Below are 15,690 nucleotides of genomic sequence, written 5' to 3'. Positions count from 1 at the left end.
CCGATTCCGCCCGGTCTAGCTTCGAGATTGTGCGTTTCCTACGTCTCATACTTCTCAGCGTCGTCATGCTCGTCGGCTGGACAGCCCCGGCCTATGCCGGTGACCAGGAGCTGATCGACGACTACCGCTCCGTCTACGGCACGCCGGGCGTCGCAGCTGCCGTGCTCGACGGGTCGTCCGTCGAGACGATCGTCCGCGGCCGGGATGGGGACGACAACGCGGTGACGCCCCGGACGCCGTTCCGTATCGCGTCCTTGAGCAAGTCGATGACGGCGACGGCGATCATGCTGCTGACGGGCCGATTCTCCGTGGACGACCTGGTCGTCAAGGTTCTCCCCGAGTTCAAGATGGCCGATCCGCGCTACACCAAGATCACCGTACGCTCCTCGAGCTAGATCCTCGAGCCCGCACGAAACGATGTCATCATGACTGCGTCCCCCACGCGCTCCAGTTCATCCAGATCAACAATTATCGATGTCACGTGGTTTTTCGCGATCGCCGTCCTGCTGTGTTTCGCGCTGTCCGTTCCGATGGTCTTCCGGCTCGTCCCGACGGACCTCTACAACCTGATCACTCCGATCATGCAACAGACCCCGCTGCTCGCAGCGATCATCATGTGGCTTGCCCGACGACCCGGAACGTTCCGAGAGACGTTCGCCACCAGGTGGCGCGGCACACCCAAGTGGGCCGGCATCGGCATCGGCCTCATCGCCGCGATCGCCGCGATCCAAACCGCCATCGCACTGGCATTGGGGATCTGGCCGCTCAACCCGCTTGACCAGATCTTCACGGCGACCATGTGGATCGTTCCGGTCTTCCTCATGCAGTCGGTCTTCGCCATCGGCGAAGAGTTCGGCTGGCGCGGCTGGCTGGCGACGCGCGCCGCGTCATGGGGATTCTGGCCGCTGGCCCTTGTCAGCGGTCTGGTCTGGATCGTCTGGCACCTGCCGGTCCTCGCCGTCATCGGTGATCGATCACCCTGGGACATCGTTATCTACTACGCGGGCATGCTGCCATGGGCGCCGCTGTTGCTTGCACTTCGCTGGCAGTCGGGGAGTGTCTGGCCCGCGGTTTTGACACACGGAGCGATCAACAGCGTCCGGGTGTACCTGCTGCAATCCGTCCCCAACGCAACGGATCACCTGCTCATCGAAGTGATCGGCTGGGTGCTCACGCTCGCCGCTGCCGTGTGGCTGATGCGCCCGAGCCGGGCGCAGCTCGTCCGCGGGTCTATTGAAGGTTAGGTTGATTCCTTGCTCGAGTTTGGCCGTTATCCCGTTGCGTATGCCCAAGCCAGAACTTCGTCCTCGATTTCGCGAACCTGCTCAATGGACCACCTCCAGGAGTAGCGGACAACGGTGGCGGCCAGTTCGGCGACCTGCCCCAGTTGGCGCGTCCTGCAACATTTGACGCTCAGCCCCAGCCGAATCGGCGACGTCGCCAAAGCCGCGCTCGTTCTCACCCACTTCGAGCACCGAAGGATCGCGTGAAAGTCGCTGAGAAAACCTCAGTCTGCTCCCAGCCCTCGTGTGGCGCGCGACGACTACTGCTCGCTCGGCGCGTGTTCGTCGTAGGTGAGCTGCTTGACCAGCCGGAGGACAGGGGCCGTTTCGACGTGCTGGACCCCTTCCAGCGAACCTAGCGTGACGCTCAGATAGCGGTACATCGCAGTGCTGTCGCGGCAGTTGATGAAGGCCATCAGGTTGCAGGAGCCGGCCATGGCACCGGCGAAGGTCACCTCGGGGTGAACAGCGAGGGCACGGCCGACCTGGTCGAGGGCTGCGGGTGCGGCAGTGATCCAGAGAATGGCCCTGACAGTGCCGCCGAGAACGGCCTGATCGTATTGGACGTCGATGTAGAGCGATCCGGTCGTGAGGAGCCTGTCGAGGCGATGGCGCAGCGCAGCTTCGGAGTGACCGGTGGCCCTGCGGAGTTCGGCGAGGGTGGCACGCCCGTCCTTTTCGAGTGCCCTGACCAGCGGTTCGTCCTCGGGGCTGATCGGTTCGGGCGGTAGCGGAGCGGAGTCCCGAGAGGCGGGGAAATCGGTGGCGGCTTCAGGGAGATGTTTGGCGAGCCAGCTGTTGGCTCCGCCGAAGAATCGCCACAGTATTTGGTGGGCGCGGATCTCCATGATGCTCGGGGTTCTGGGCAGTTTCCCGAGGATCATCTCCTCGTGCTCGCCCCGGGTGCGGAACCGGATGGCGCACACCACCTCGGTACCGCCGGAGGTGAGCGCGATCCATGCTGTGTCGATCCTGCGAGCCAATGCCCTGCTGAGGGCGTTGGCCGCATCGGGGGCGCAGCGCAGCCGCAGCACCCAGGTCTGGCCGAGCCGTTCGGCGTCCCGTACCGCGACGACCCGCAGGCCGATCTCCGCGGCGAGCCTGCGGTAGCGGCGGGCAATCGTCTGGTCGGAGACGCCGAGGTGAGACGCGAGCCGACTGAAGGGAGCCCGGCCGTCGACCTCCAGCGCCTGCAGCAGCCGATGGTCAAGCTCGTCCCAGCGCTGATGCTTGCTGTCGAATTTCGTGCTGATATCGCCATCCAATGTCGGATGTCCTCGCCTTCTCTTCCGACTCCGGTGCCTATCGATACCTGGTGGCTACCTTATCCGGCAGATTGACCGGACCACGCTGCGGTCCCGTCCGTACGAAACGAATGAGAGTGCATATGTTTTTCGTGACCGGTGCGACCGGAAATGTCGGCCGTGAAGTCGTCAGTCAGCTGCTCGAGGAGGGCGCGAAGGTCCGCGGACTCACCCGCGACGCCGGCGCCGCAGCCATCCCGGACGACGCCGAACCGGTCGTCGCCAACCTGGCGAGCGACCCGATGCAGGCGGCCGACGCTCTCGACGGGGTGAGCGCCGTCTTCCTCAACACGGTGGCCCTCGGCGACAATGTCGCCGAATTCCTCGCTCTGGCCCGACGGCAAGGGGTCAGGCGAGTGGTTCTGCTGTCGTCAGGTTATGTCCGCGACGGTGCCGCTCACGACGCACAGCCCGGCTTCGTCGCCCGCAAGCACCGGGCCGAGGAGGAGATGGTCGAGGCATCGGGCCTGGAATGGACGGCGCTGCGGCCCGATGACTTCGCCGGCAATGCCCTGTTCGAATGGGCGGCGCAGTTGCGGGCCGGCGACGTGGTGCGCGGCGCCTACGCCGAGGCCGCCACGGCGGTGATCCACGAGCGGGATATCGCCGCCGTGGCCGTGCGGGCGCTGCTGGAGGACGGCCACACAGGTCGGCATTACCGCCTGACCGGCCCCGAATGGCTGACCGAAAGGGACCGGGTCCGTATCATCGGCGAGGTCACCGGGCGTCCGGTGCGATTCGAGGAGATCAGCCCGCAGGATGCCCGCGCCGCAATGATCACCTCAGGGCTGCCGGGGGAGATCGCGGATGCCGTCCTCGGCGACCTGGCCGCTGCTGTGCACCGCACCCGGCGGATCACCGACACCGTGCCGCTCGTCACCGGGCGCCCTGCGCTCGCCTTTGCCCAGTGGGTCTCCGAAAACAGTGCCGCATTCCAGGGCTGACAGCACGGCCACTCCTGCTCATTGCCTACTCCCAACTCCGCTCGGCTCTACACCAAGGCGGTCTGAATATGACATCGGGCACCAGCACCAAGGCACGTATCGCGCTTGTCACCGGCGCCAACAGGGGGATCGGCCGGGCCATCACCCAGCAGCTCGCCGAACTCGGCATGACGGTCTACCTGGGCAGCCGAGACCTCCAGCGCGGGCAGGCAGCTGAACGCGAACTGCGCGGCGCGGGCCTGGACGTGCACGCCCTGCAACTCGACACCACCGACGAAGCCACCGTCCTGCTCGGGGCGAAGCGAATCGAGCAGGAGAGCGGCCGCCTCGACGTGCTGGTGAACAACGCCGGGATCATCAGCGAATGGCGGCTCCCCAGCCAGCTGTCAGCGGACCAGGTACGGCCGATCTTCGAGACCAACGTCTTCGGGGTCATCACGGTCACCAACGCCATGCTGCCGCTGCTGCGGCGCTCCGAGGCGGGACGCATCGTCAACCTCAGCAGCACGCTCGGCTCCCTTGCCGTCGGCAGCGGCGCCCCGGACCCCGGGGGCTACCTCCCGCCCGGGTTCTTTCCCGAGTACGCCGCCTACAGCGCATCGAAAGCCGCGCTGAACGCCCTCACCATTCGGTACGCCCATGAACTGCGCGATACCGGCATCCTCGTCAACGCCGCATGCCCGGGCCGGGTGGCGACCGATATGAACGACGGCGAAGGCGATCGCACGCCCGAGCAGGGTGCGCTGGTCGCCGTCCGCCTTGCGACCCTTCCGGAAGGCGGGCGGACCGGAACCTTCACCGGCACCGTCGCTGGCACCGTCGGAAACCTGACCGACGTCTTGGTTCCCTGGTGACAGAACCATCTCCGTGATGACAGCTGTCGGCCCGGCTACTGCGGGCGAGTCGCAGATCGGTGAGTTGATTCGCGGATCACGAGTTCGAAGGGGGCGATGTACTGGCCGGCCTGGCGAAGGGGGGTGTGGATGCGCTTGATCACCAGTTCGACGGCTTTCTCGGCCATCCACTGGTGATCCGGTGCCACTTTGGACAGTGCGGGGACCATGAACTCGGCTTCGGAGATGTCGTCGTAGCCGATGAGGCGGACGTCGTCGGGGACCCGGAGGCCGGGCGGCATCGGCACCTCCGTATCGGTGGCGGTGCGGCGCAGCCGGTCGCGGCCGGCGTTGAGGCAGATGGTGGCCAGCCATGGGGCGGCGTTGCGCGGGCGGCGGCCGTCGATCCAGGCCGCCCACGCCCGGGTGTAGGTCTCCTGTACCAGGTCCTCGGCATCGGCCGCCGACGGCGTCAGCCTGCGGGCCAGGTTGAAGACCACATCCGCCGCGGGCATGGTGGCCCGCAGGAACCGCTCCTGCCCCCCGCTCATGTCACTGGACCGGAGCCCGCTCGCCCAGCCTGATGGCCAGGAAACCCTCGCCGCGGCGCACGCCAGATCCGTAGAAGAAGAACGCCAGCACCGTGCCGAACACCACGTGGGCGAACAGCTCGAACGGCTGGTTGGCGTCGCCGAAGACCGGGAACAGCAGCGGGGAGAGCACGAGGAAGTTGACCACGTACAGCAGCGCGCCGTACACGGTGCCGATCAGGGCGGCGGTGCCGTTGGTGCGCAGCATCGGCGCGATGAGCGCGAAGACGATACCGAAGGCCGCCGACAGCACCAGGTGGACGGCCAGGCCGACCCAGATGCTGGTCTGACCGGCCATGATGGCCTGCTTGCCGCCTTGGACGATACTGGCGATCATGTGCAGGGGCATCTCGGCCTTGCCGGGCGGCTGGGTCGAGGCGAACAACATCGTGACCCCGGCGAAGATCAGGCCGGACAACCACGCCGCCGATGGCGCCCTGGATCAGCCGGCCGACAAGAGGTTCAGCAGCCATGACGCCGCTCCTTTGCGACCTCGTCTTGTCATCTTGCTACCCCTACGGACGGATGACAGGCGGCGCTGATTGCACCCGCCTCCGGATCGATTCGCAAAAGTTCGCTCACAGGGGGCGGCCGAAAGGGCTCACGCTGGCCGAGCTCCGCAGCGTGTTGGCCCATCCGTGGCGCCGGCCACCGACGAGTCGAGCCTCGACCCCCGACGATGATCAGATGCTGCTGGTGCGGGATGGCTCGTGACCCTGTGGTCCACCGGGCGGCGTGGGAGTCAGCGGGTATGGCCAGCGTGATCCGGTTGCCGTGCGGGTGCTTGAGCAGCAGCGCCGCGAGGAACTCCTCGACCTTCTCCCCGGGTTCGCGCTCCCAGTTCACCGTGGTCAGGCGGTATGGTCAACCAGGATCGGCCGACAATTTTCCCGCGGTCAGCCGGTGGTTTGGGCGGCGGCCATGACGCCGTGGAACGGTCGTCCGACGAACCCCTACGGGGGGCTGATGACGGTGAGCATGCGGGCGAGTTTCCAGGGCCGACGGCCCCAAGCGGCGAGCTTTCCTCCCAGAAGCGGTTTCCCTATTCCTTGTCGGCCGATGAACACCAGCATGAGAGCCGCGGGGTCGGCAGACAGGTGGGCGTCAACGTCGCGTGCGCGCCCCGCATCGAGCGTCAACGAACCGTGGTCGAAGATCATCAATGTGCGGCCGCCTCCACGCAGGTGCAGGTCGAAGCGAGCTCGGAAGGATCGGGCCTTCTCCTGGTTCACCAAGGCCGTGGGCGGCAGAGCCGCGATGAGCGGAAGCACGCCGCCCTCGACCGCGAGTAGAGCGTGGTGACGCTGTATCGGCCACGAGCGCCCAGTGGCTCTGGCGATGTCATGGCCATGGATCAGGCATTCCTCGAGCAGGTGACACGCCACCGCCGACGGCGGCAGGCAGGCGCCTTGCAGCCAATCGACGGAGGCCACTCGCGAACGCGACGCGATGTCGTCGAACTCGTCTGCCAGCGTGCCGATGCGATCTGCGAGTATCGATGGGGCCCGTTCGCCGTCCTCGGCCAGCATCTTCGCATTGGCCTCGGCCATTCCCGCCGTCGTCACCGTGGCGTCCGGGACCGGTCTTCCCGCGACGGCGTCGGTGTCGAAGCGAAAAACATGAGCCAGGTGAGCCGCAACCTCGCCCGCCGTCCAAGTACCGACTGAAACGGAGTGGGGGTCGGGGACGCTCCGCACAAGTGCGACGAGGCTGGGAACAACGTCCCGCAATGCCGCACGAGCCTGGGCCATGGTGTCGGGTGCACCGCTGTGCGTCGCAGTCGGGACCATGTCAGTACCTTCCTGGGCGTCAGAACCGGGGCTCGCCTGGGGGTAGGGGTGTCCGTCATCGAGCCTTCCTGGGTCAGCCATGACCGCACCCCTACCGGCGATGTGCTGGATATTGTCAGGCAGGCTTGAGAATGTAAAGTAATGCCATGAGTCGGAGCTACGGCCAGTACTGCGGTCTCGCCCGGGCGCTCGATGTGGTGGGCGACCGGTGGAATCTGCTCATCGTCCGCCAACTCCTCATCGCTCCCGCCCGCTACCGCGAGCTGCTCGATGGGCTACCTGGCGTGGCCACGAACCTGCTCACCGACCGTCTCCGCGACCTTGAGACCGCCGCAGTGGTCGAGCGGCGGTTGGCCGAGGAGGGCAACGCCATCGTGTACGCCCTCACCCCGTGGGGCGCCGAGCTGCGGGAGCCGATCGAGGGCCTTATCCGCTGGTCCACGCCGCTCATGGCGCGCGGGTCAGGCGGCGACCGCTTCCACGCCGAATGGCTCGTCGTCGGACTGCGGGCCTTGCTCGCTGGCAGGGCGGCCGCACACCAGGCATCGACGGTGGGGATCGCGGTCGACGGCCGGCTGCTCCAGCTGCGGGCGACGCGCTCGGGCATCGAAGTGACCCTGCATAAAGGCGGCGATCTCGATGCTGTCGTGCGCGCTGACGCCTCGATCGTCCTCGGGCTGGCAGCGGGTGCGCTCACCCTCAACGACGCCCGTGGGCTCGTCGACGTCGAAGGCGATGAAGCTGCCGCACGCATTCTCTTCAAGGGGGGCGGCCGGGATACGGCGCAAAGGGATTGAGGGTCAGCGTTGTAGCTGGTCAAGGGTGGTAGAGCACGCCAAGGCCGGGTGGGGGTCAGCGGTGCCGTCGGTGGGGAACGAACCCGCCTCGGCATCATCGCAGGTCGCGGCTATATCCGACCGGAACTTCTTCGTGCTACCGGGACCCTTCAAGTGGTCCTGACGCGCCGGTTCAGCGGACATCCCTGACACCCTCCGGCGGCGTCATTCAGGGACCTGATCGCGCCGTCGTGTCTTGCGCAGTGCGAGCGCCCCGATGACGAGCAGGGCGAGCGCGACGATGATCCAGCCGGTGCCGAGCCCTGTCAGCCAGCCGGCGATGGTGGCCTGTACGGCTGTCGCGGTGTTCACGATCGGGTCGTTGGCGTCGGCTCCGGCGAAGACGCGCAGCTCGTACCAGCCGTAGTAGAGGACGTACAGGCCGGCGAGGGTGAGCAGGCCGCCGCTGGCTCTGGACACGTACGGCAGCAGGCGCCGCAGCCTGGCGACCACGGTGGCGCGTGCGAAGGCCACCGTCAGCGACAGCACGGTGATGACCAGTCCCATGCCGAGGGCATAGGTTGCGAAGGCGGCCACGCCGCCGAGCAGCCCGCCGCCGGACAGGGAGGCCGAGGTGACCGCGAGGAACGGCCCGACCGTGCAGGACAGGGAGGCCAGCGCATACGACAGCCCGTAGCCGTACAGGGACAGCGGCGAGGTGGTGGGGCGGCCGGTGGCCAGCCCCGGCAGGCGCAGCAGCAGCTCCCGGCCGGACAGCAACCACAGGCCCAGCCCGACCAGGACCACGCCGATGCCCATGGTCGCCCACGGCAGGTAGCCGCCCACCGACACCGCCAGCGCGGTGACCACGAGCCCGAACAGGCCGAAGACCGTGACGAACCCGGCGGTCATGGCCGCCGACAGCAGCAGCGCCCGTGCGACGAGCCCGCGGCGCGTGCTCTCCTCATCGTTGATCAGCAGGGTGAGGTAGGCGGGCAGCATGGCGAAGCCGCACGGGTTGAACGCGGCCACGGTGCCGGCGGTGAGCGCCAGGGCGAGCGGCAGATCGGCGACGCTCATGCATGCTCCTGCGGGATGGAAGCGGACATGGAAGAGCTACCGGCCGAGGAGTTGGCGAAGGTGTCCGTCCAGCGTGTCCTGGCTGAGCGGGCCCGAGGCCTTCTCGGTGGAGCCGTCCGGTTTCATGAACACGAACGTGGACTGCTGGCTGACACCCAGCTTCGTCCACACCGCGCCCTTGGCGTCTGACAGGTGCACGAAGTTGCCGGTTCCGGTGCGCTGGACGAAGTCCTTCATCGCCGCTTCGGTGTCCAACCCCGCGACCCCGACGAAGGTGACCTCGCTGTACTTGCCGGCCGCGGCCTTGACCGCGGGCGCTTCAGAAAGGCACTTGGGACACCACGGCGCCCAGAACCAGAAGGCCACCGGCCTTCCCGCCAGGCTCGCGCCCTGGAAGGTCTCCCCGTTCAACGTCCGGGCGGAGAACTCCAGCACGGCGGGCACCGAAGCCTTGCTCGCCGCTTTCTGCGACGTTGCCGGCGCGGGCGTGGCGGAGGCCGGCGGGGATACCGTCGGCGCGGAGGGCACCGTGGAGGTCGCAGGAGCCGACGCGGCGCCACTCGCCGCCTCGCCCTGCCCCGTGCCGCCGCACCCGGCCGCCAGCAGGACAACTGCCGCCGTGGCGGCCGCCATTCGTGGTCGGAACATGCCGTCCAGCCTAGAAGCGCTGCTCTGCGTCACTTCTTACAACCCGGTGACGGCGACAACGGCCCGCCCGACCCGCTACACGCGGGTGCGGCACGTCCCGCACACCTCAAGCATTGACAGGCAGCCGAAGCCACCGCCGCTTGCCTGAACGCTCCTGCCGCCGGCCTCAATGCCGATCAGCGCCTGGATGGGAGTGACCGAGTGCGTATTGCAGCGGACGCCGGGCCATCCGGCAAGGCCCGCATGTCCGGTTCCGCGAGCCGTAAAGAGCCGTAAGCGTCCGTAAGGAGCCCGCAATTTCTTGAGCCGAGGCGCATGGCACGATCTGGATGCGCTGCCGCGGAGCGTGATCGGTTCCGGCCCCACAAGCGGAGAGGACTGTCCATGCGCCGCTACATCACGGAGTTCATCGGAACGTTCTTCCTGGTCCTCACGATCGGCACCACGGTCTTGACGAAGACGCCCCTGGCGCCCGTGGCCATCGGAGCGATCCTGATGGTCATGGTGTACGCCGGAGGACATGTCTCCGGCGCCCACTACAACCCCGCCGTGACCTTGGCGGTGCTGCTGCGCGGCCGGATCAGCCTGGCTGACGCCGTCCCGTACTGGATCGCCCAGCTAGCTGGCAGCGTTCCCGCCGCGCTCACCGCCACCTACATCGTCAATCCCGGCGGCGTGCCGGCGCTGTCGCCCTCAGGGCGAGGGCTTATGGTCGCGCTGCTGGCCGAGGCGCTGTTCACCTTCGCGCTCGCCTACGTGGTGCTGAACGCGGCCACCAGCAGGGACCATCCCGGCAACAGCTTCTACGGCCTGGCCATCGGATTCACCGTGGCCGCCGGCGCGTTCGCGGTCGGCGGCATCTCCGGCGGAGCCTTCAACCCGGCCGTCGCCGTCGGCGCTGCCTGGATGGGACTGTTCGCCTGGTCCAAGATCTGGATCTGGCTCCTGGCCGACCTGGCGGGCGGCGCCCTGGCCGGGCTGGCCTTCCTCGCGCTCAACCCCCAAGAACGCACCCCGCTGGAACCCTCCGCAACCTGACCGCCCGCAGCCGACCCTGGAGCAGACATGATCAGCGCACGCGAAGTCGTCGAGCGAGCGGGCGTCGATGTGAACCTCCTGATCGACCGCCTCACCTTCGCCGCCGCAGCGGAGCTGAACGCCGTCTACCGCTACACGATCCTGACCGTTCATCCGCTCGGTTTCGTCGATGAGCTACTACGGCAGATCCTCAAAGACATCCACGATGAGGACCGACACCATTTCGACGCGCTCGTGGGCCGCGTCTACGAACTGGACGGAAGGCTCCCCGAGGACATCCGGCAGTTCCTGGAAACCGGGCATGAACGGCCGGAGGACAGCGCCGCCGACGCACGGGATCCGGTCACGGCACTCATCGAAGACGTACGACGCGCCGTCCACCCCTATAGCGGCCTGTGCGACCTCACCGAAGGCAAAGACCAACGCACCTATCTCCTAGCCCAGGCGATCCGCAACGAGAAGATCGAACACATGGCGTGGCTGGAAGAATTCCTCGGCACAGGACCACCTGGGCGCTTCCACCGCGGCTTCCGCGGCCGCTCTCCCTTCCTCGCCCGTCTGACCACTACTCCCAAGGGCACCGAACCAACAGCGTGACCATCGGCGGCCGGGTGGTGGCTGAAGTGGTGGGCGTGCGCCGCCGCGCGGGTCCGGCGCGTGTTCAAAGGCACCCGGACCGGCGGCGGTGCACGAGAGATGACCGCGCTGCGCCAACCGGGTCGCAGGGCCCTGCCGACCCGCTTCCCCTGGCTGCGGACGTGGTGCTGGCCACAGCCGAGGAGGCGGACGCCTTTCGGAACGGACGGGGCCTATTTCGGATCAGCGGGTGAGGATGCCGCGGATCGTCTGTTCGGTGAGCTGGTGGCGGAAGGTGGGGTCGGCGGCGTCAGTTCCGGCCATCGACCGGCCGAGGACCGCCAGGAGAAGGCCGCCGAGCATGGCGTTGGCCGCGTCGGCGATGTCGTCGACGGCGAAGGCACCGGTCTTGCGGCCCTCGGCGAGCAGATCGCGGAGCGGGCCGGCGATCCAGGTGTCGTTGGCCGCGAGGACCTCGCTCATCCGTCCGCTAGCTCCCAGAGCGCCCAGCAGGCCGGCGCAGGTTCCGGGGTGGTGGCCGAGATACTCCGCCAGAGCAGACACCATCGCCCGTAGCCGCGGCTCGGGCGGGTCGCCGGGTGTCGTTGCGGCCTGCACCGCCTGGGCTCCGCGTCTGGCATGTGCGGTGAGCAGGAAGGTCAGCAGGTCCTCCCGGCCGGAGAAGTAGTAGTACAGCGTCGCGCGCGATGCCTCCACCAGCTGTGCGACGTCCTCCAGCCGGGGCGGCGGGTCGGCGTGCAACACGTGTTCGCTGACATCGAGCAGGCGTTGGGCCAGATCCGCGGGCGGGTTCTTCACGCCGAGAAAGCCTATCTGCTTGAGTTTAGACTGCAGTCTAGATTACAGTCTAAATCGTGGTTGAAATCTTATCCTATGGGCCGTGGGCAGTGATCACAGGAGCTTCCTCCGGCATCGGCAAAGCCTTCGCCGAACACCTCGCCGAAGCCGGTCTGGATCTGGTCCTGGCCGCCCGTTCCACCGACAAGCTCCACGTAGTGGGCGAAACGCTGTCCCGCCGCTACGGCATCGCCCACCGGGTGGTCACCGTCGACCTCAGCCGGCCGGCCGGAGCCTCGGCCATCGTGGAGGCGACCGCAGACCTCGACGTCGGGCTGCTCGTCTCCAACGCCGGAGGCGGCCGCCCGGGTCGGCTGCTCGATCAATCACTGCCCGACCTGCACGACCGTCTCACCCTCAACGCCGTCACCCATCTGGACCTGGTCCACGCCTTCGCACCCCGGCTGGTAGCCCGCGGCCACGCCCATCGCCGGGGCGGCATCGTGCTGGTCTCCGCGCACGGCGCGCTGCAGGGCCTGCCGAACATGGCACACGAGAGCGCGGCCAAGGCCTACGTGCTCAACCTGGGCGAGGCCCTGCACCACGAGCTCGCGCCCGACGGCGTGAACGTCACCGTGATGCTGCCCGGCAACGTCGACACCCCGATCATCGACGCCTTCGGCCTGGACCGCTCGACTCTTCCGATCCGCCCGCAGCCTGCCGACAAGGCTGTTGCCGAGTTCATGACGGCCTTCCTCAAAGAGCGGACCATGCACATCCCCGGAAGGCTGATGCGAGTGATGACCCGGCTCATGCCGCGCGCCCAGGCCGTACGAATGAACGGCCGCATGCTCGGCCGGGCCGCTCGTAACCTCGCCGACCGCGACCCGGCCCCGGCCGAGCCGTGACCACCCCCCCGCCTCTCACCGCGGATGATCCGCCTCAGCCGCATCCCGCACCTGCTCCTCACCTGGGGCATCCCCATGGGACCGCTGGTACTGCTGCGCACCCACGGCAGACACAGCGGACTACCCCGCACCGTCCCGATCGCCACGCTGCGCCACGACGGCCACCACTGGCTCGTCTCCCCCTTCGGCGACACCCACTGGGTCCACAACATCCGCGCCGACGCCCAGGCCGAACTGGGCCGCGGACACCGATTCCGCCCGGTACGGCTCATCGAAGTAGCTGACAACCGCAAGCCCGAGATCCTGCGCGCCTACCGCCGCGCCTACGGCCTGGTGCCCTTCGTCCGAGACGCCTTCGACGCCGACGCCGACGACCGGCCCCAGGTCTACACCATCGAGGCGCACCGTCACCCGGCCTTCCTCATCCAGCCCGCCGGCTGAGCCATCCCAACGCCAAGGAGCAGCCCCGTGACCACGACGGCCGCACCCGCCACGCAGACCTACCACCTCTTCATCCGGGCCACCCCACAGCAGATCTGGGACGCCATCACCAAGCCCGAATACAGCGCCGGATACCTGTTCGGCGCCCTGGTCGAGACGACCGGCGACATCGGCTCGCCGTTTCGCTACCACGCGCCGGATCGATCCAGCCTCTGGGGCGACGAAACCGTCCTGGACGCCGACCCGCCCCACCGGCTCGTCGTCGGCTACCGCGGCCTGTACAACCCCGACCTGGCCACCGAACCGGCCAGCCGGGTGTCCTGGCAGATCGAACCCGGCGACAGCGGAGTATGCCTGCTCACCGTCGTGCACGACCGGCTCGAAGCCGCCCCCAAGACCGCCGCCCGAGTGGCCGGCCCCAGCTGGATGCGCGTGCTGAGCGGCCTGAAGACCCTGCTCGAAACCGGCGAGTCCCTCAACGCCTAGCAGATCTCAACCCTCCGCCCTGGCAGCGCCCCGCGCCCCGCGCCCCGGCAGCCATGCGCCATGCACGATTACCGAAGGGAATCACGTGAAAACGACAGATCAGACGTATGCCGAGCGACGTGCCACCTTCATCGCCGAACACGCCGAGAAGATTCCGCCAGATGTACGCGCCGCCCTGCTCGCCGAGCAGGCGGACCTGGACACGGCCGGTGTGCCCAGCACAGTCCTCCGCCCAGGTTCTGCCATGCCCGACGGCAACCTGCTGGACGTCCACGGCAGGGCGACCACGCTGGAGCAGACCCGCGCCGGCCGGGCCGCCGTCGTCGTCTTCTACCGCGGCGACTGGTGCCCCTACTGCAACCTGGTGTTACGCACCTACCAGCAGCAACTCGTGCCGTCCCTGGCCGCCCTCGACATCCCCCTGATCGCGATCAGCCCGCAAAGACCCGACCGCTCACTGTCGATGCGCCAGGTCAACGACCTGAACTTCACCGTACTGTCCGACCCCGGCAACCAGATCGCACGGCAACTGGGGATCATCACCGCGCCCAGCCGTGACGCCCGCGCCGCACAGCTGGCCATGGGCATCGACGTGGCCGCCGGAAACGCCGACGGCACCACATCCATGCCCATGCCCACGGCCGTCCTCACTGACGCCGACGGCGTCATCGCCTGGATCGACGTACGACCCGACTACAGCACCCGTACCGAACCCGCCGACATCCTCACCGCCATCACCGCGGTCCTCGACCGACCCGTACCAGCCGGAGGCTGATCTTCGAAGTTCGTTCTGGACGTGTGGGGTGTTCCATACCATGTGCATGGCGGTTTGGTGGACCGGGAACCGCGGGCCCGGTCGCCGCCGGTGTTCAGGAGAGCGCCGGTGATCGTTCAGCGTACGTGTGCGAGTTGACGTTGTCGTTCGAAGGCACGTAAGAGCCGACCATCCAGACCCGGTTCCCGGCGATCGTCAGCCCTTCATGAGCCGGCCCTGCCCAGACCGACGGGTCCGCGCCCGCGATGAGCTGCCACGTCCCGCCGGACAGCCGGGCGAAATTCTCGCCGGTGCGGCTGGAGCCGGTCAGCCATACCTCGCCGCCCGGAGCGATGGTGACATCCCTCACGCTGGTGCCCTCGATGTCGAACGAGGGCACGTTGACGTAGTTCCATTGGGTGCCGTCGTAGCGCATGACCGCGGCTTTGGCGGTCAGGCTGCCTGCCCAGGTGCGCCAGCGCCAGGAACCGGTGGCGTACACCTGGCCGGACGGGCCGACCGCGATGTCGGTCAGCCAGGTGCCGTTGGCGCCGCCGTTCGGGGTGTCCACGCGGGTCCACGACCGGCCGTCCCAGTGCACGGCGTACGGCTCGATCTGGTGCCCACTGGTACGGCTGGGCGCGTACCCGACCGCCCACACGTCGTCGGAGGCACGCGCGGCCACCCCCGACAGCACGCTGTGACCCGCTCCCGGCGAGGGCAGCGGTACCAGCGTCCACGAGCGGCCGTCCCAGTGCTGGGCGATGGGTCTGCTCACAGCGTTCTGGTGGGCGTAGCCGACCGCCCACACGTCGTCCCGTCCGGCGGCGGCGACCGCCGTCAGATGGTTGGGCGTGTTCTCATCACCCACATTCGGACTCGGGACGATCTTCCAGGCGGCGCCGTCCCAGTGGGTGATCAGGGTGGCGATGCGCAGGTCGTTCGTCGTGCCGGCGGTCCCGACCGCCCATACGTCGTCCGGCGCGATCGCGGCGACCCCGGCCAGGTCCACGTCGTTCTTGCCCGCGGGTATCGGGACGTCGATGTTGCGCCATGCGGTGCCGTCCCAGTGCGCGGAGAGCGCATAGCGGGGCACATGCGGCTTGACCTCGTACTGTCCGACCGCCCAGACATCGCTGCCAGAGGTGCCGGACACGTCGAAGAGGACATTGTGCCCGGTGCCCGAATTCGGAGTGGGCAGCGTCTCCCAGCCCGGCGTTCCAGCGACAGCCCGGGTGGGTGTCAGCATGATGAGAGCCGTCACAGCCAAACCGACGGCCACGCGTTTCCGTCCCGCCATCCCCGTCTCCTCTCGTTCGCGCACCGGTGATCTAGTTCCGCGCATGGAGCGTAGATCGCGTTCGCCCCGCCAAGGGACGTTCATGGTCATTACGGACTCCTTACGGAGGAACGAATGTGGGACTGATGGCCGGTTCCGCTC

The 15,690-nt window shown here is 67.9% G+C and carries 19 protein-coding genes; 11 read left to right on the top strand and 8 right to left on the bottom strand.

Annotation, left to right across the window (positions count from 1 at the left end):
• Window positions 1-29: 29 nt before the first annotated feature.
• Window positions 30-395: a serine hydrolase domain-containing protein gene (locus ACIBQ1_RS24600; RefSeq protein WP_397280928.1), complete on the top strand. Its 366-nt coding sequence runs from the start codon at window positions 30-32 to the stop codon at window positions 393-395.
• A gap of 30 nt (window positions 396-425) precedes the next feature.
• Window positions 426-1,244, top strand: coding sequence for a lysostaphin resistance A-like protein (locus ACIBQ1_RS24595; protein WP_397280926.1), 819 nt, complete (start codon window positions 426-428; stop codon window positions 1,242-1,244).
• Between the two features lie 299 nt (window positions 1,245-1,543).
• Here ACIBQ1_RS24595 and ACIBQ1_RS24590 read toward each other — a convergent pair whose 3' ends face one another.
• Window positions 1,544-2,548 carry an Lrp/AsnC family transcriptional regulator gene (locus ACIBQ1_RS24590; protein ID WP_397280924.1) on the bottom strand — a complete coding sequence of 335 codons (1,005 nt, stop codon included), beginning with the start codon at window positions 2,546-2,548 and terminating at the stop codon, window positions 1,544-1,546.
• Window positions 2,549-2,670: 122 nt separating this feature from the next.
• Here ACIBQ1_RS24590 and ACIBQ1_RS24585 point away from each other — a divergent pair, with 122 nt between their 5' ends.
• Both ACIBQ1_RS24585 and ACIBQ1_RS24580 read left to right on the top strand, forming a co-directional pair.
• On the top strand, window positions 2,671-3,531 hold the full coding sequence (locus ACIBQ1_RS24585) for an NAD(P)H-binding protein (protein ID WP_397280922.1): 861 nt from the start codon (window positions 2,671-2,673) through the stop codon (window positions 3,529-3,531).
• Between the two features lie 68 nt (window positions 3,532-3,599).
• Entirely contained in the window at window positions 3,600-4,385 is a 786-nt protein-coding gene (locus ACIBQ1_RS24580) for an SDR family oxidoreductase (RefSeq protein ID WP_397280920.1), read from the top strand.
• A gap of 35 nt (window positions 4,386-4,420) precedes the next feature.
• Here ACIBQ1_RS24580 and ACIBQ1_RS24575 read toward each other — a convergent pair whose 3' ends face one another.
• From ACIBQ1_RS24575 to ACIBQ1_RS24565, 3 genes are all read right to left on the bottom strand, one after another.
• A complete protein-coding gene (locus tag ACIBQ1_RS24575) occupies window positions 4,421-4,915 on the bottom strand; it encodes a substrate-binding domain-containing protein (protein ID WP_397280919.1) in 495 nt (164 codons plus the stop codon).
• A gap of 1 nt (window position 4,916) precedes the next feature.
• Window positions 4,917-5,372 carry a hypothetical protein gene (locus ACIBQ1_RS24570; protein ID WP_397280917.1) on the bottom strand — a complete coding sequence of 152 codons (456 nt, stop codon included), beginning with the start codon at window positions 5,370-5,372 and terminating at the stop codon, window positions 4,917-4,919.
• Window positions 5,373-5,907: 535 nt separating this feature from the next.
• Window positions 5,908-6,744, bottom strand: coding sequence for a maleylpyruvate isomerase N-terminal domain-containing protein (locus ACIBQ1_RS24565; protein WP_397280915.1), 837 nt, complete (start codon window positions 6,742-6,744; stop codon window positions 5,908-5,910).
• A gap of 146 nt (window positions 6,745-6,890) precedes the next feature.
• On the opposite strand from ACIBQ1_RS24565, the gene ACIBQ1_RS24560 reads away from it, so the two are divergent.
• Window positions 6,891-7,541 (top strand): winged helix-turn-helix transcriptional regulator, encoded by a 651-nt coding sequence (locus ACIBQ1_RS24560; protein ID WP_397280914.1) that lies wholly within the window; start codon window positions 6,891-6,893, stop codon window positions 7,539-7,541.
• A gap of 204 nt (window positions 7,542-7,745) precedes the next feature.
• Here ACIBQ1_RS24560 and ACIBQ1_RS24555 read toward each other — a convergent pair whose 3' ends face one another.
• The gene (locus tag ACIBQ1_RS24555) at window positions 7,746-8,600 is read right to left on the bottom strand and encodes a cytochrome c biogenesis CcdA family protein (protein WP_397280913.1); all 855 of its coding nucleotides are present in this window, start codon (window positions 8,598-8,600) and stop codon (window positions 7,746-7,748) included.
• A gap of 36 nt (window positions 8,601-8,636) precedes the next feature.
• Window positions 8,637-9,248 carry a redoxin domain-containing protein gene (locus tag ACIBQ1_RS24550; RefSeq protein WP_397280911.1) on the bottom strand — a complete coding sequence of 204 codons (612 nt, stop codon included), beginning with the start codon at window positions 9,246-9,248 and terminating at the stop codon, window positions 8,637-8,639.
• 384 nt (window positions 9,249-9,632) lie between these two features.
• Between ACIBQ1_RS24550 and ACIBQ1_RS24545 the strand changes: the two genes are divergently transcribed.
• Window positions 9,633-10,286 carry an MIP/aquaporin family protein gene (locus ACIBQ1_RS24545; protein WP_397280909.1) on the top strand — a complete coding sequence of 218 codons (654 nt, stop codon included), beginning with the start codon at window positions 9,633-9,635 and terminating at the stop codon, window positions 10,284-10,286.
• A gap of 27 nt (window positions 10,287-10,313) precedes the next feature.
• On the top strand, window positions 10,314-10,883 hold the full coding sequence (locus ACIBQ1_RS24540; protein ID WP_397280908.1) for a ferritin-like domain-containing protein: 570 nt from the start codon (window positions 10,314-10,316) through the stop codon (window positions 10,881-10,883).
• A gap of 222 nt (window positions 10,884-11,105) precedes the next feature.
• Here the strand turns inward: ACIBQ1_RS24540 and ACIBQ1_RS24535 are convergent, their stop codons facing one another.
• Entirely contained in the window at window positions 11,106-11,681 is a 576-nt protein-coding gene (locus ACIBQ1_RS24535) for a TetR/AcrR family transcriptional regulator (protein ID WP_397280906.1), read from the bottom strand.
• A 56-nt stretch (window positions 11,682-11,737) separates the two neighbouring features.
• Here ACIBQ1_RS24535 and ACIBQ1_RS24530 point away from each other — a divergent pair, with 56 nt between their 5' ends.
• The 4 genes from ACIBQ1_RS24530 (at window position 11,738) to ACIBQ1_RS24515 (ending at window position 14,270) form a co-directional block, all read left to right on the top strand.
• Window positions 11,738-12,568: an SDR family NAD(P)-dependent oxidoreductase gene (locus ACIBQ1_RS24530; protein ID WP_397280904.1), complete on the top strand. Its 831-nt coding sequence runs from the start codon at window positions 11,738-11,740 to the stop codon at window positions 12,566-12,568.
• Window positions 12,569-12,592: 24 nt separating this feature from the next.
• Window positions 12,593-13,009, top strand: a complete 417-nt coding sequence (locus tag ACIBQ1_RS24525) for a nitroreductase family deazaflavin-dependent oxidoreductase (protein ID WP_397280902.1) — start codon at window positions 12,593-12,595, stop codon at window positions 13,007-13,009.
• Window positions 13,010-13,036: 27 nt separating this feature from the next.
• Window positions 13,037-13,495 carry an SRPBCC domain-containing protein gene (locus tag ACIBQ1_RS24520; RefSeq protein WP_397280900.1) on the top strand — a complete coding sequence of 153 codons (459 nt, stop codon included), beginning with the start codon at window positions 13,037-13,039 and terminating at the stop codon, window positions 13,493-13,495.
• Between the two features lie 85 nt (window positions 13,496-13,580).
• Window positions 13,581-14,270: a peroxiredoxin-like family protein gene (locus ACIBQ1_RS24515; RefSeq protein WP_397280898.1), complete on the top strand. Its 690-nt coding sequence runs from the start codon at window positions 13,581-13,583 to the stop codon at window positions 14,268-14,270.
• A 94-nt stretch (window positions 14,271-14,364) separates the two neighbouring features.
• On the opposite strand, the gene ACIBQ1_RS24510 is transcribed toward ACIBQ1_RS24515, so the two are convergent.
• The gene (locus tag ACIBQ1_RS24510) at window positions 14,365-15,549 is read right to left on the bottom strand and encodes a hypothetical protein (protein ID WP_397280897.1); all 1,185 of its coding nucleotides are present in this window, start codon (window positions 15,547-15,549) and stop codon (window positions 14,365-14,367) included.
• Window positions 15,550-15,690: the final 141 nt, after the last annotated feature.

The sequence above is a fragment of the Nonomuraea sp. NPDC050153 genome (genome assembly GCF_044460125.1).
Classification (GTDB): Bacteria; Actinomycetota; Actinomycetes; order Streptosporangiales; family Streptosporangiaceae; genus Nonomuraea.
The sequence above is the reverse complement of the archived record's forward strand: the minus strand, read 5'-3'. Positions and strand labels throughout refer to the sequence as shown.

Excerpts from the sequence above, each read along its gene's own strand:
- ACIBQ1_RS24575 (WP_397280919.1), bottom strand. The coding sequence starts at position 4,915 with ATGAGCGGGGGGCAGGAGCGGTTCCTGCGGGCCACCATGCCCGCGGCG.
- ACIBQ1_RS24560 (WP_397280914.1), top strand. The coding sequence starts at position 6,891 with ATGAGTCGGAGCTACGGCCAGTACTGCGGTCTCGCCCGGGCGCTCGAT.
- ACIBQ1_RS24540 (WP_397280908.1), top strand. The coding sequence starts at position 10,314 with ATGATCAGCGCACGCGAAGTCGTCGAGCGAGCGGGCGTCGATGTGAAC.
- ACIBQ1_RS24585 (WP_397280922.1), top strand. The coding sequence starts at position 2,671 with ATGTTTTTCGTGACCGGTGCGACCGGAAATGTCGGCCGTGAAGTCGTC.
- ACIBQ1_RS24510 (WP_397280897.1), bottom strand. The coding sequence starts at position 15,549 with ATGGCGGGACGGAAACGCGTGGCCGTCGGTTTGGCTGTGACGGCTCTC.
- ACIBQ1_RS24525 (WP_397280902.1), top strand. The coding sequence starts at position 12,593 with ATGATCCGCCTCAGCCGCATCCCGCACCTGCTCCTCACCTGGGGCATC.
- ACIBQ1_RS24545 (WP_397280909.1), top strand. The coding sequence starts at position 9,633 with ATGCGCCGCTACATCACGGAGTTCATCGGAACGTTCTTCCTGGTCCTC.
- ACIBQ1_RS24580 (WP_397280920.1), top strand. The coding sequence starts at position 3,600 with ATGACATCGGGCACCAGCACCAAGGCACGTATCGCGCTTGTCACCGGC.
- ACIBQ1_RS24565 (WP_397280915.1), bottom strand. The coding sequence starts at position 6,744 with ATGGTCCCGACTGCGACGCACAGCGGTGCACCCGACACCATGGCCCAG.
- ACIBQ1_RS24550 (WP_397280911.1), bottom strand. The coding sequence starts at position 9,248 with ATGTTCCGACCACGAATGGCGGCCGCCACGGCGGCAGTTGTCCTGCTG.
- ACIBQ1_RS24595 (WP_397280926.1), top strand. The coding sequence starts at position 426 with ATGACTGCGTCCCCCACGCGCTCCAGTTCATCCAGATCAACAATTATC.
- ACIBQ1_RS24555 (WP_397280913.1), bottom strand. The coding sequence starts at position 8,600 with ATGAGCGTCGCCGATCTGCCGCTCGCCCTGGCGCTCACCGCCGGCACC.